Annotated in this window: 17 protein-coding genes; 8 read left to right on the top strand and 9 right to left on the bottom strand. The window is 52.2% G+C overall.

The features are described from left to right. Positions 1 to 204: 204 nt before the first annotated feature. The 4 genes from ACZ439_RS02215 to ACZ439_RS02200 all read right to left on the bottom strand — a co-directional run bounded on the left by ACZ439_RS02215 (position 205) and on the right by ACZ439_RS02200 (position 2,975). Complete coding sequence (locus ACZ439_RS02215) at positions 205 to 741, bottom strand: dihydrofolate reductase family protein (protein WP_054795186.1); 537 nt, start codon at positions 739 to 741, stop codon at positions 205 to 207. A 420-nt stretch (positions 742 to 1,161) separates the two neighbouring features. Next, positions 1,162 to 1,545 (bottom strand): VOC family protein, encoded by a 384-nt coding sequence (locus ACZ439_RS02210; protein ID WP_062495003.1) that lies wholly within the window; start codon positions 1,543 to 1,545, stop codon positions 1,162 to 1,164. Between the two features lie 235 nt (positions 1,546 to 1,780). After that, entirely contained in the window at positions 1,781 to 2,152 is a 372-nt protein-coding gene (locus ACZ439_RS02205; protein WP_054799652.1) for an iron chaperone, read from the bottom strand. A 286-nt stretch (positions 2,153 to 2,438) separates the two neighbouring features. After that, a complete protein-coding gene (locus tag ACZ439_RS02200; RefSeq protein ID WP_054795185.1) occupies positions 2,439 to 2,975 on the bottom strand; it encodes a GNAT family N-acetyltransferase in 537 nt (178 codons plus the stop codon). A 510-nt stretch (positions 2,976 to 3,485) separates the two neighbouring features. On the opposite strand from ACZ439_RS02200, the gene ACZ439_RS02195 reads away from it, so the two are divergent. Further along, positions 3,486 to 3,704: an S-layer homology domain-containing protein gene (locus tag ACZ439_RS02195; RefSeq protein WP_054799654.1), complete on the top strand. Its 219-nt coding sequence runs from the start codon at positions 3,486 to 3,488 to the stop codon at positions 3,702 to 3,704. Positions 3,705 to 3,998: 294 nt separating this feature from the next. Here ACZ439_RS02195 and ACZ439_RS02190 read toward each other — a convergent pair whose 3' ends face one another. After that, on the bottom strand, positions 3,999 to 4,184 hold the full coding sequence (locus tag ACZ439_RS02190; RefSeq protein ID WP_054799655.1) for a hypothetical protein: 186 nt from the start codon (positions 4,182 to 4,184) through the stop codon (positions 3,999 to 4,001). A 90-nt stretch (positions 4,185 to 4,274) separates the two neighbouring features. Further along, a complete protein-coding gene (locus ACZ439_RS02185) occupies positions 4,275 to 4,604 on the bottom strand; it encodes a hypothetical protein (protein ID WP_464620574.1) in 330 nt (109 codons plus the stop codon). A gap of 212 nt (positions 4,605 to 4,816) precedes the next feature. Here ACZ439_RS02185 and ACZ439_RS02180 point away from each other — a divergent pair, with 212 nt between their 5' ends. Next, the gene (locus ACZ439_RS02180) at positions 4,817 to 5,173 is read left to right on the top strand and encodes a carboxymuconolactone decarboxylase family protein (protein ID WP_054795183.1); all 357 of its coding nucleotides are present in this window, start codon (positions 4,817 to 4,819) and stop codon (positions 5,171 to 5,173) included. Between the two features lie 133 nt (positions 5,174 to 5,306). On the opposite strand, the gene ACZ439_RS02175 is transcribed toward ACZ439_RS02180, so the two are convergent. After that, complete coding sequence (locus tag ACZ439_RS02175) at positions 5,307 to 5,576, bottom strand: DUF2627 domain-containing protein (RefSeq protein ID WP_464620573.1); 270 nt, start codon at positions 5,574 to 5,576, stop codon at positions 5,307 to 5,309. Positions 5,577 to 5,721: 145 nt separating this feature from the next. Here ACZ439_RS02175 and lpdA point away from each other — a divergent pair, with 145 nt between their 5' ends. The 4 genes from lpdA to ACZ439_RS02155 all read left to right on the top strand — a co-directional run bounded on the left by lpdA (position 5,722) and on the right by ACZ439_RS02155 (position 10,732). Further along, entirely contained in the window at positions 5,722 to 7,143 is a 1,422-nt protein-coding gene (gene lpdA / locus ACZ439_RS02170; protein ID WP_155614812.1) for a dihydrolipoyl dehydrogenase, read from the top strand. A 140-nt stretch (positions 7,144 to 7,283) separates the two neighbouring features. Continuing rightward, positions 7,284 to 8,297: a thiamine pyrophosphate-dependent dehydrogenase E1 component subunit alpha gene (locus ACZ439_RS02165; RefSeq protein ID WP_054795182.1), complete on the top strand. Its 1,014-nt coding sequence runs from the start codon at positions 7,284 to 7,286 to the stop codon at positions 8,295 to 8,297. Further along, positions 8,297 to 9,277: an alpha-ketoacid dehydrogenase subunit beta gene (locus ACZ439_RS02160; protein ID WP_054795181.1), complete on the top strand. Its 981-nt coding sequence runs from the start codon at positions 8,297 to 8,299 to the stop codon at positions 9,275 to 9,277. Before ACZ439_RS02165 ends, ACZ439_RS02160 begins: the two co-directional genes overlap by 1 nt. 72 nt (positions 9,278 to 9,349) lie before the next feature. Next, complete coding sequence (locus tag ACZ439_RS02155; RefSeq protein WP_464620572.1) at positions 9,350 to 10,732, top strand: dihydrolipoamide acetyltransferase family protein; 1,383 nt, start codon at positions 9,350 to 9,352, stop codon at positions 10,730 to 10,732. A gap of 3 nt (positions 10,733 to 10,735) precedes the next feature. Here ACZ439_RS02155 and prli42 read toward each other — a convergent pair whose 3' ends face one another. Continuing rightward, positions 10,736 to 10,831, bottom strand: coding sequence for a stressosome-associated protein Prli42 (gene prli42 / locus ACZ439_RS02150; RefSeq protein ID WP_155614814.1), 96 nt, complete (start codon positions 10,829 to 10,831; stop codon positions 10,736 to 10,738). Between the two features lie 72 nt (positions 10,832 to 10,903). Between prli42 and ACZ439_RS02145 the strand changes: the two genes are divergently transcribed. After that, a complete protein-coding gene (locus ACZ439_RS02145; RefSeq protein WP_054795180.1) occupies positions 10,904 to 12,040 on the top strand; it encodes a M20/M25/M40 family metallo-hydrolase in 1,137 nt (378 codons plus the stop codon). Between the two features lie 122 nt (positions 12,041 to 12,162). On the opposite strand, the gene mciZ is transcribed toward ACZ439_RS02145, so the two are convergent. Beyond that, a complete protein-coding gene (gene mciZ, locus ACZ439_RS02140; RefSeq protein WP_054795179.1) occupies positions 12,163 to 12,381 on the bottom strand; it encodes a Z-ring formation inhibitor MciZ in 219 nt (72 codons plus the stop codon). Positions 12,382 to 12,533: 152 nt separating this feature from the next. Here mciZ and ACZ439_RS02135 point away from each other — a divergent pair, with 152 nt between their 5' ends. Then, positions 12,534 to 13,100, top strand: coding sequence for an NUDIX hydrolase (locus tag ACZ439_RS02135; protein WP_127605709.1), 567 nt, complete (start codon positions 12,534 to 12,536; stop codon positions 13,098 to 13,100). The last annotated feature ends 1 nt before the right edge of the window (position 13,101 follow it).

Here is a 13,101-nt window from a genome sequence, read left to right as displayed (position 1 = left end):
ATGGAAATGCTCTCTGGTTTTTTTTGTTAATACTGAATATTTTGGTGCGGCAGAGCCGCTTGGTTAATGAGTGAGAGCCACGTTGTTAATCAAATAGAGCCACTATGTTAATGAGGAGAGCCATCGGAAAATGATGGCTCCCCTGTTTACAATATTTAACTATCGTACTATTGTATACTTAAGGTCGCAGGGTCAACCGCACAACTAAGCTGGAACGTAGGTCAACCTGATCACCTGCTCGCCAATTCGATCGCTTGCCACGAGGCGCAGCGGCGGCCGTGGACCGGCGAAGAACGGTTTGCCGTGACCCAGCACGACTGGATGGAGATAGAGTCGATACTCATCAACGAGACCGAGCTCCGTTAGACTGTGCGCCAACTCCGGCCCGGCAACTTCAATCTCCCCTTCATGCTGAGCCTTCAGCCCACGTATGGCCGCTGCGAGGTCGCCCTCGATCAGAGAAGCGTTCGGACCGACGGACTTTAACGTCCTCGACACCACCCACTTCGGTTTGCTTTGCCACGCCGCTGCGTATTCCCGTTCCGGCGCATCCCATTCAATATGGTCTCCGTCCCAATACCGCATGGTCTCGTACATGCGGCGCCCGTACAGGCTGCCCGCCAGGCCACGCACGTCGTCGATGAAATGACGGAATAGCACGGGGTCGGGCTGGAATGCCGTGTGGTCGTGGTCGACGAACCCGTCCAGAGACTGGTTCAATGCGAAAACGATCTTTGCCATTCGACTGACTCTCCTCCCTGGTTTTCTCACACATTCATCATCAGGATTACACGTCCCATATGCAGCCTCCTTTATGTCTACATTTTATCATACAACAGCATGGCCGGTTTCTCATGGATTGCTAATGTGCACAGTCCTGGCCCGACCGAAGGCAGACTGATCATCTTCTATCCTTTCAAACATTCCCTAATAGTTCGTCGATGAGATTCAACTATCCTGCCAGTTACTTCAATAAAAAAGAGAACCAGCCATAGCCGCTCCTCCACTCTCGTTCCTCGTTAGTTTAACCAACTTATATCGCCATTGTGAGCAGCTTGTAACCCTCGGGATCCCAAAATTCAAAACTACCATGGCCACCATCTGAAATATCGGTTACTTCTACTCCTTTTTTCTTTTAAGTACCGAGATTTCGTCATAAAGTTACTTCTGCACAATCTGAATAAGGTTGCCGCATGTATCGTCGAAGACCGCTATTGTGAGTTCGCCCATTTTTGTCGGTTCCATAGTAAAATTCACGCCGTTTTCCAATAATCGTTTGTACTCTTTATTAATATCTGCAACGCCAAACATTGTTGCTGGGATGCCATCGGCAAATATCTTCTTTTGATACTCTTTAGCGGCAGGATGGTCATTCGGTTCGAGTAAAAGCTCGGTACCGTCTTGCTCATCGGGAGAAACAAGCGTTATCCACCTAAATTCTCCGACGGGAACGTCATGCTTTTTTACAAAGCCAAGCGTTTCTGTATAAAACTCCAATGCCTTGTCTTGATCTTGAACGAATATACTGGTAACAATGATTTTCATTATGTTTTTGCCTCCTTTGATATTTGCGACGTTGCTGCTCTGCTAACGCTTGTCCAAGTGCAATACCCAAAAGTAAAACAATAAATCTGCATTAGAAAACATGCTCAAACCACACCTCTTTAAAAGGGCGCAGCCCAAACTTTGACATTAGCCATGTCAAGGCATCCCCAACAAGAGTGTTGGGGATGTAAAAACGAACCCAAAAGCCCTTAGTCTCTAAGGTCCATCCTATTTTTTATTTCCGCCAAAAAGTTGAACAGTCTGCCTTATCCAAAATATTAAACTCAATCATTTTCTCAAGTAATTCGTAATTTACCGGCTCATTCCACGGAATTCTAAACAAGCCTTTGGTAGCGCTGTAACCAGCTTGTGCAATGTCATCGGCAAAGTGCGTAATGCCTACTTCTTCGGGTGAAACGCTCAAATGATACTTTGCTGTGGAAAAGCCGATGATAAATGTGCCGTGATAGGAAAACATTGGCGTATTCCACTTGATTTGTGGTTCCAAATTTGGGAAATTATTAGCAACCCACACCAAAACTTCCTCTGCTCGATCGCGGTGGTCGGGATTATCAATACGCGCTAAATATTCTGCAAAAACTTCCATGTTGTTCCCTCCCAAAATTATGTTCAACTGAATCACTTCACGGTTTAAACTTCCTTTAATATACCATAAAACATGCGATTGCCATTCGACTATCCTGCCCGTTAGTTTAGTCCCAAACTGGCTCTGTACAATAACATGATGGCTCCATTTTATTAACACGGTGGCTCTAACTCATTAACCTAATGGCTCTCTGGCATTGAAATATTCAAATACCAGAGAGTATCCCTTTGTAATCCCTGTAGTCTTATCACCCATAGGGTTCCTTAATGATTCCCCGTACGCTCATTTATATCGATTTATACCGGATATTTACATGCAAGCTTTTGGATTTGCCGATATCCGGTTTTAGATCTAAACTCATCGCAGGCAAATAGGGACTTGTTCTTGCTTTGAATTGAAACCCGAAACGCTGCCAAAATTTTGCCTCGTCCTTGCTCTCCGCTCGAAGAACAATTCTCGAGAACGATTGCATTTCGGTCATTTTCTCCAAAAACTTATACATGATCTGTGTGGCCAGACCTTGTCCCTGAGGAAGTACGAGCAGCTTGTGAATATCGATGGTCGGTTCCTCGATTTCAAATCCGCTGTACAAGTATTCCTTCTTAGCCGGATCATATAAGCTGAAAATAAACGTAAACAAGTCACTTTCACTATGCGGCGCTTGATAGCAAATCTTCCAACTATCCTCATGCTTAAGGATCGATACGGAAACTTCCGCTCCCATAATTAAAGAGAAATCTGCAGCTAATTTATGATATAATTGGTCATTTATGGTTTTCAGAGCATTAGTGACTTTCGGCTGCCAAATATACCAATGTTCCATTGCGGTTCATCCTCCGTCCTTGATCTATTTTATTTTATGCTCACATGTATAATCTTATGGCATGGTTAACCATTGACGAAAAAGTTGGTCCTACGGTTACGGGTGAAAATGTGATTTTGCACGTTCGAGGGCGTGATTATTTTGTCTGTACTCCCATACTTTCGCTTCACTTGAGTGATTTATTTTTATTCGGTTCTGTAAATCATAAGGGCGAATCCACGAAAGGAGTGATAAGACGTGAACAAAGTCAGTTTATCTTTAACTGCGGTTGTGGTTTCCGTATCTTTATTGGCGGGTTGCAGTGCGAATGGCACGAATAATGTAAGGTCGCAATCGACGAATTACCGCCATCATAACATGGTTAACCAAAATAGAGGGCTTGTTCGACCTCTAGATGCAGCAACTACGCCAGGAAATACAACCACTACGCCAACAGATACGGCACAACACAAGTTTAGCGATGTTCCGAGTGGAGAATGGTACGCAGAAAGCGTTCAATGGAGCTCTAATTTGGGAATCATCGACGGGTATCCGGATGGAACTTTTCAACCTGACAAATCAATGACAAGAGCGGAAGTCATCAAAGTTATTAAGTCTTTAGCAGATAAGGGCTATATCGTTATTCCATCTGGGACAACACCGGGCGGGACGACGACGACGCCGGGCGGGACGACGACGACGCCGGGAGGCACGACGACAACGCCAGGCGGAACGACGACGACGCCATAAATATTTACGAAAGACATGGAGGAATAAACTCTCCATGTCTTTTTCGTGTACGCCGAGCAAGGGATCTTAAGAGAGACGTCCTGAACAACGGCTGACGCTGTATATCGGGTGGTCAAGAAGGGCTTGATGACATGCTTTATTTAATGGGACCGGTGACCAGCTCGCTTAGTGGCCCGGTTGTTGGGAAATGTCTCGGCATACAAATAAGCCCTCCCGGCTTCTTTCTATTAAAGAAGCGAGAGGGATGAAAAGTATGCTTTCTCGATATCTGGAGCGTAGGCTTTCGTTAACGAATTACGGGCGAATTTCGCATTTATTTTTGATAAAGCGAATTTGATTTTCCAGCCTGTTGATCGTATCGGTTGTCTCTTGATCCGGGTTACCGGAAGTTTGCTGAAGCGATTCAAGTTCCTGCTGAAGCTCGTGAAGATCTTGACCGGCATTGGCACAATTGTAGGAGCTCTCAAGCTGATTCAACATACAGATAGCAACCTCCATCCTCGAACATCGTAAGTGACGACTTTAGTATGGAACAGCGCGAGGCCGGCTATGCCTGCGAAGCGCAGGCAATTACAGGATCGGCTGACTCTTCTGCTGAAGCGATTGCTCTTGTCTTCCTTCTTCCCGGTAGATGGTTTCGGCCCAGTCCAACCAGCCTTCGGGCAAACGGTTCTTGATCATTGCTTGCATATCTGGGTTGTCTATGTTGGAAGAAGCTAAGTCATAAATCAACTTCTCATAAGTTTGTAACATCGCATCGAAATCCATGCCGACATCTTCCATCAACAGTTCCTTGATTGCGCGATCATTATCGTTGAAGTCGCGGTAGATCAAGCCATCATAAATTTCCGTAATCAGACCGTTCTGAACACGAACAATTTTTTGGCATATCTTTTGCATTGAATCTACTCCTTGAGCTGGAATAAATTTCATTATACCATACGGAATTGCTCGAAAGGTGTACAATTTTGTAAGTATTTTCTTTTTTATCCATTCATTCAGAGGGTATACGGGCCTTTTAACCTGGGCAATGTAACAAAAGTGGTGTTTATGACAATTGGCGTCGAACGGACTCGGCGCAAGTATGCGAGGTAGGGAGGCTGACGAGCACAATGGAGCAAGCCCATTCAGACCCAAAAGTGGATTCGTATAAAATCGGAGTAGGCCGCATACAGGAACTGATGCCGACGATGGTCGAGGCATACCATAATTTCACCGGGATCTGTTTCGATCCGGGCGCGCTTGAAGCGAAGCATAAACAATTGATAGCACTGGGCATCAGCCTGTTCGCCAACAACGAAGTATGCACGTATTATCATGTGCAGGAAGCGATTGCCTCGGGAGCTTCACAGCAAGAAGTTATGGAGGCGATGGCGGTCGCTTCGGCGGTGGGCAGCGGTCATACGCTATCGCAGGGCGCGACAAGGGTACAGCAGGCGCTGGAGACGTTAACGGCGGGTACGCAATAAATTTGCTCCGGCGAGAAGGCGTGAGCTGTTCAAGCCATTCGCCGGCTGTTGTCCGGTAGGCCAGGAGCTGAAGGTAAATAAATAAAGCTCTCCCAAGAACGGAGAGCTTTATCCGGTGTAGATAGGCGCGCGCCTATCTCTTTTTGCGTTTTTGCCGGAAACGGGGGGCGACATAATTGCGTTTACGATCGCGGAAAAAAATCCAACCGCCGATAAAAGCGACGCCCAGACCGAATAAAACAAACCCGAGGGCCAATTTCCACCACAGGATACCCGCATCGCCGTCATTGACGTCGAATTGAGCGAACCAAGCGTCTTTCATGGCCAAAAATCCGTACGTTGCCATGAACCCGGGAATGACAAGCAAGAGAATGGCAATAAATCGTTGAAATACGGCGTTCATTTGCAGCTCCTTCAATCGGTAATACGCGTTTACCCTTACGTTATCACATTTCGTGCAACAATTCATGTCAATTCACAAATTGGACTATATTTCTTCGGTAAAATAAGGTTAAAATATAAGAATCATAGATTTGGGAGGTATCGAGATGTCGCAAGTTTTTGATACGATCGTTCTCGGTGGCGGGATCGGCGGGTACTCCGCGGCCATTCGGGCGTCTCAACTGGGAAAGACGGTGGCGATCGTTGAGCAGGACAAGCTGGGGGGAACGTGCTTGCACCGCGGCTGCATCCCAAGCAAAGCGCTGCTGCGCAGCGCGGAAGTATACGCGCTCATGAAGGAAAGCGATCGTTTCGGCATTCAAGCCGAAGCCGTCCGGCTCGATTATGCGAAAATATCCGATAGAAAAAATTCAATTGTGGATCAACTGTATCAAGGTCTGCAATTTTTAATGAAAAAAAATAAGATTACGGTTTTTAATGGGAAAGGCCGCATTATCGGACCTTCCATTTTCTCTCCGCGCAGCGGCACCGTTTCCGTGGAGCAGGAAGATGGCGAGATTTTGAATCTTGTTCCGGATAAGCTGATCATCGCCACGGGCTCACGACCGCGTACGCTGCCGGGACTCGAAACGGACGGCGTTACCGTGCTGAACAGCGACGAAGCGCTGCAGCTCGAAGCGCTGCCGGCCTCGGCGATCATTATCGGCGGAGGAGTCATCGGCGTAGAATGGGCATCGATGCTGAGCGACTTCGGGGTCGAGGTGACGATTGTCGAATACGCGCCGAGATTGCTGCCTTCCGAGGATGAAGACGTGTCGCGCGAACTGGAGAAGCTTTTGAAGAAGCGCGGCGTTACGATCTATACGGGTGCGAAGGTGCAGACGGAATCGGTCGTTCGAGGAGCCAAGCAGGTGACCATCAGCATCGAGCAGCGGGAAACTACGCAGGAGCTGACGGCACAGTTGGCGCTCGTATGCGTAGGCCGGCAGGCGAATATCGAAGGCATCGGACTTCAGAATACGGATGTCAAGGTAGAGAACGGCTTCATTAAAGTCAATGAAGACATGCAAACGGCCGAACTTCATATTTACGCCGTCGGCGATTGTATCGGCGGGCTGCAGCTGGCCCATGCCGCTGCGCACGAAGGCATTGCCGCAGCGGAGCACGGGGCAGGACTGCCCACGCATGCTTACGCCCCGCATCAAGTGCCGCGCTGTGTGTATTCGCGTCCGGAGATCGCCAGCATCGGCTATACCGAACGGGAAGCGCGAGAGCAGGGGCGTCAGGTGAAGACGGCGAAGCTGTATTTTCAAGGGCTCGGCAAGGCACGGGTGCTCGGCGAAACGGACGGATTCGTGAAGGTCGTGGCCGACGAGGAAAGCGGCGATATCGTCGGCGTGCATATGATTGGCGCCCACGTGACCGATTACATCGCGGAGGCGGCGCTGGCGCAATTGCTGAATGCAACGCCTTGGGAAGTGGGGCAGACGATTCATCCGCATCCGACATTGTCCGAAATTTTAGGGGAAGCGATGCTTGCCGTTGACGGCAAATCGATCAGTTTTTAACGCGGAAAAATTGTGTTCATATTCCAATCCGTTTATAATATAAATATAGGGTCAAGTATTAGCACCTGGTTATGATAATAGCTGCTGATCGCAGTTGATGACGCCTATATGCATTCGATAACGGAGGAGGCGTTTGCCCCATGTCCATCGGACAAATGACGAAACACCGACAGCTCGGCTTGACGGATCAACAAGTCATCGAGATGTATACATACATGCTGAAAGCGCGCATGTTCGACGAGCGCGGGTTTCTGCTGCAGCGCTCCGGGAAAATCGCGTTCCACGTTTCCGGCATCGGTCAAGAGACGGCGCAGGTGGCGGCTGCTTACGCCTTGGAGCGGGGGACGGATTATTTCCTCCCGTATTACCGCGATTACGGCTTCGTGTTAACGGCGGGCATGACGCTGCGGGAGCTGCTGCTGTCCGTCTTCGCCAAAGCCGAGGACCCGAACAGCGGCGGCCGGCAAATGCCGGGGCACTTCAGCCATAAGAAGCTGAACATCGTGACCGGGTCCAGTCCCGTGACGACGCAAGTGCCGCACGCGGTCGGGTTTGCCTTGGCGGCGAAGATGAAACGCAAATCGTTCGTCTCGTTCGTGACATTCGGAGACGGATCGAGCAATCAGGGCGACTTCCATGAAGGCTGCAACTTTGCGGGCGTTAACAAGCTGCCGGTCATCTTCATGTGCGAGAACAACCAATATGCGATTTCCGTGCCGCTGCACAAGCAAACCGCAGGCAGCATTGCGGAACGTGCCGCGGGCTACGGATTCCCCGGCGTCAAGGTGGACGGCCGGGATGCGCTTGAGGTGTACCGCGTCGTGAAAGAAGCGAGGGAGCGGGCGCTGCGCGGCGAAGGGCCGACCTTGATCGAAGCGGTCATGTACCGCATCCCGCCGCATTCGACGTCGGATAACGATCTGCTGTACCGTACCCAGGAAGAAGTGGATATGAACCGGGCGCAGGACGGTTTGCCGAGATTCCGGCAATACTTGGTCAATTGCGGCGTGTGGTCCGAAGAGCAGGAAGCCGCGCTTGCGGAAGAGATTAAGAAAGAGCTGGTCGAAGCGACGAACTATGCCGAGCAGGCGCCTTATCCGCAACCCGAAGATACGCTGCGGCACGTATACGGCGAACAGGGAGGCGAAGCATAATGGCGGTTATTACTTATCTGGAAGCGATCCGGACGGCGATGAAGGAAGAGATGGAGCGCGACGACAACGTGTTCGTGCTCGGCGAAGACGTCGGCAAGGGCGGTGTTATGAACGCGACCAAAGGGCTCCGCGATCAATTCGGCGAAGAGCGGGTGATGGATACCCCGCTGGCCGAATCGGCGATAGCGGGCGTGGCGATCGGCGCGGCCATGTACGGCATGAAGCCGGTTGCGGAGATGCAGTACGCCGACTTCATCTTCCCGGCTACGAACCAGATTATTAGCGAGGCGGCGCTTATTCGTTACCGTTCGAACAACGATTGGAACTGTCCGGTCGTGATCCGGGCACCCTACGGGGCTACGGGCGGGGGCGCGCTGTATCACTCGCAATGTCCCGAGGGCGTGTTCTTCGGCATACCGGGGTTGAAAATCGTTGCCCCGTCCGATCCGTACGATGCGAAGGGTTTATTGAAAGCGGCGATCCGCGATGCCGATCCGGTCTTATATTTTGAACATAAGAAGTGTTACCTGGGCATTACGGGTGAAGTGCCGGAGGACGATTATATCGTGCCGATCGGCAAAGCGAAGGTGAAGCGCGAAGGGACCGATATTACGGTCATTTCGTACGGGATTACCGTGCAGTATGCGCTGCGGGCCGCCGAGGAGCTGGCGAAAGAGGGGATCAGCGCGCACGTGCTCGATCTGCGGACGCTGCAGCCGCTCGATAAGGAAGCGGTGCTGCAGGCGGCAAGCCGTACGGGCAAGGTGCTGATTGTGCACGAAGACAACAAGACCGGCGGCGTCGGAGCGGAAGTATCCGCGTTGATCGCCGAAGAGCTGTTGTTCGAGCTCGATGCGCCGATCATGCGGTTATGCGGCCCGGATGTGCCGGCGGTTGGCATGAACCCGCCGATGGAGAAGTTTTTCTTGCTCAATACGGATAAAATCAAAGACGCTATGCGAAAATTGGCCTTGTTCTAGCGCGGAATGGCCGAAATGACGGGCGGCCGGGCTTCGAAGCCAACGGCCGCCGAAGCTTTGGGGGGAAGCAGCATGCAAGAAAATCGGAAGGGGACCGAAGTGACCGTTCCCCATTTGGCGGAAAGCCTGGTCTCGGCGACGGTCGGCAAATGGTTGAAAAAACCGGGCGATTATATCGAGCAATACGATGTGTTGTGCGAATTGATTACGGAGAAGGTAACGGTGGAGATGCCGTCTCCGGTCGAAGGGACACTCGTCCGGCTGCTTGTGGACAATGGCGCCACGGCGGCTGTCGGTGCGCCGATTTGCATTATTGAGGAGCCAGCGGCAGCCGGCGCAGCGGGAAGCGCAGCACCTTCGCAAGGTCAAGCGGCTGTGAGCGCGGCAAGCGCGAGCGGTCCGACCGGCTCGGGGATGAGTGGTCGTTACTCCCCTGCAGTGCTGAAGCTGGCAGGCGAACACCGGATTGACCTGACGCAAGTGCAGGGAACCGGCCTTGGCGGCCGTATTACCCGTAAGGACGTCCAAGCTTTCGCAGCGGCCGGCGGCGCACAAGGCGCGCCGAGGCAGAACGAAAGAACCCCGGCGCCTCCAGCGACAGAGGCCGAAGTGAACCGGGCTGCGGCTGCGGCCGCGGCGATGGACGGCGTCTTCATGGCAACGCCTCCGAAGGTTTCGGTCCGCTCTTCGGGCCTGCATTTATCGGAAAATCCGCCGCTGCCGAACATCGAGGTCGAAGGCCAGAAGCTGAAAGGCCGCGGCGAATATTTAATCGACGTGACGCCGATTCGCAGCGCTATCGCGAGCAAGATGCGGCAAAGCAAGACGGAAATTCCGCACGCCTGGATGATGATCGAGGTAGACGTGACGAATCTCGTCCTGCTGCGCAACAAGCTGAAGGATGAGTTCATGAAACAGGAAGGCATCAACCTGACGTACCTGGCCTTCCTGATAAAAGCTGTCGTCAATGCGATTAAGGACTATCCGATTATCAACTCCGTGTGGGCGACCGATAAAATCATCGTCAAACGCGACATCAACATTTCGCTTGCCGTCGGTACCGAAGATTTCCTCGTGACGCCGGTCATCAAGAAGGCCGATCAGATGAACATCGCCGGCCTCGCCCGCGAGATCGACGGGCTGACCCGCCGGGCGAGAACCGGCAAGCTGTCGCTCGACGAAATGCAAGGCGGTACGTTTACGGTGAACAATACGGGCTCGTTCGGTTCGATCATGTCGTATCCGGTTATCAATTATCCGCAAGCGGCTATCCTATCGTTCGAATCGATCGTCAAGAGGCCCGTGGTTATTCAAGACATGATCGCCGTCCGTTCGATGGTGAACTTATGCTTGTCGCTCGACCACCGTATTTTGGACGGCATCATTTGCGGCCGTTTCCTGCAGCGCGTGAAAGAGAACCTGGAAGGCTACAACCAGGACACGAAAGTGTATTAGGATTTAAAGAAAGCTGCTGATCGTCAGGAGCACGGTGGACAATACCATAGTGATCAAGGTTACATAAATGACGATTTTGAAAATTAACTTATTCTGCAAGCGTCTCAGCTCCTCTTTATGGGAATACTCATCCTAACCATTTTAACTCATTTCGCACAATGGAGGAAAGATATGATACAGCAAAACCGGTTGGTTGCGGAGTTTTTGGAATTGGTGCAAATCGACAGCGAGACGCGGCATGAGCAGGAAATCAGCAAGGTGCTGAAGCAAAAGTTTACCTCTTACGGGTTGACCGTGAAGGAAGACGACTCGGCGGCCAAGACCGGCCACGGCTCGAATAACTTGTTCTTTACACTGGCTGCGACTTCGAGCAAGCCTCTGCCGAAGCTGTTCTTCACTTCTCATATGGATACAGTGACGCCAGGTCGGGGCATTAAGCCGCAAATCGGGGAAGACGGCTACATCCGGAGCGACGGGACGACGATCCTCGGAGCCGACGATAAAGCCGGACTGGCCGCAATGCTGGAGACGATTCGCGTGCTGCAAGAGAACAGCATCGAGCACGGGCAAATCCAGTTTGCTATTACGGCGGGCGAAGAGGCGGGGCTTAAAGGCTCGCGCGCTATGGATCCGAAGTACCTGGATGCGGATTTCGGCTACGCGCTGGATTCGAACGGGACGATCGGCGATATCGCGGTAGCGGCGCCGACGCAGGCGAAAATTAACATCACCTTTTGGGGCCGTTCGGCGCATGCGGGCGTGAACCCGGAGGACGGGGTGAGCGCGATTACGGTCGCAAGCAAAGCCATTTCGCGTATGAAGCTCGGCCGTATCGATAAAGAAACGACCGCGAACATCGGCCGTTTCGAGGGCGGTGTTGAGGGCGCAACGAATATCGTCGTTGAGCGGGTGAAGCTGGAGGCGGAAGCGCGAAGCTTAACGCAGGAGCGGATGAACGAGCAGGTCGAGAGCATGCGCGCCGCCTGCCAAAGCGCCGCCGACGAGATGGGCGCGAAGCTCGATTTCCAGAGCGAGGTCATCTATCCCGCGTACAAGTATGACGAAACGGCGCCGGTCGTGAAGCTTGCCATGTCGGCGTTGTCCAAAGTCGGCTGCACGCCGAGAACGTTTCATTCCGGCGGCGGCAGCGACGCCAACGTGTTCAACGGCTTCGGCATTCCGACCGTGAACCTGGCCGTCGGCTACCTGGACATTCATACGACGAAGGAACGCATCGCGATCAGCGATTTGGTCAAAACGACCGAGGCGGTCGTCGCCATCGTACGGGAAGTGGCCGGCCGCGGTTAGCAGGGATATGGGAAGCCTGGAACGGACTGCTCGTTCAGTAAATGAAAGTACATGAAATCGCCGCATACCTCGGTATGACGGCGATTTTTTTTGCAGCCGGTGAACAGGCCGATGGGATGAGATTATCGCGCTTTGCCAACGAGCGTGAGGTTCGTAGACAGATTGGACCATCGGCGGGCTTTCAGGCTCCGTTTACGACCCGTCTTCACGACGTTCCCGCCGAGAAATTCGTGCAGCGTCGCCGATGTGCCGGAGCGTTCCAGCAACGCTTTCAAGTAACGCCGAATTTCCCAGCCTTTACCCACAAGTCGAAGGTGCCCGTCTGCCGCATATATTTTCATAGAGATTCACCTGGCTTTCATAGTTTTATAGTACAACCTATGCGAAGCTTTCAGCGAATATGACCGGGTCTTTTTTGACCGGAGGAGCTAACATGGGGTACATTGGACGTATGCGAATCATTACCCTGAATGAAAAGAGAGGAATCGATCCGATGACATCATCCTTCCCCAAAAAATTTGAAGAAGTCACCCTGTCCACCAAGCCGATTTTCCAAGGAAAAATCATCTCGCTGCAGGTCGATACGGTACGGCTGCCGGACGGCGGCGAATCGACGCGTGAAATCGTCAGGCACCCCGGGGCGGTAGCCGTACTCGCCATTACGCCGGACGATCGCATGGTCGTCGTTGAGCAGTACCGCAAGCCGCTGGAGAAGAGCCAGGTGGAAATACCGGCCGGCAAGCTGGACGGCGGCGAGGACCCGCTGACGGCGGCGGGACGCGAACTGGAGGAAGAAACGGGTTATACCGCAGGCTCGCTTCGACATGTAGCATCCTTCTACACGTCGCCCGGTTTTGCCGACGAAATCCTGCATCTGTACGTGGCGGAGCAGCTCGTGACCGGAGAAGCCAAGCCGGACGAGGACGAGTTCCTTGAGATGGAGGCGATTACGCTGGAGGAAGCACAGCAATATATCCGCGAGGGGCGAATCAGCGACGCCAAGACGATATTGGCCGTTTACGCTTGGCATTTGTACAAGCTGACCGGGAAGTTTCAATAAG

It is taken from the genome of Paenibacillus sp. JCM 9796 (assembly GCF_055379675.1).
The sequence above is the reverse complement of the archived record's forward strand: the minus strand, read 5'-3'. Positions and strand labels throughout refer to the sequence as shown.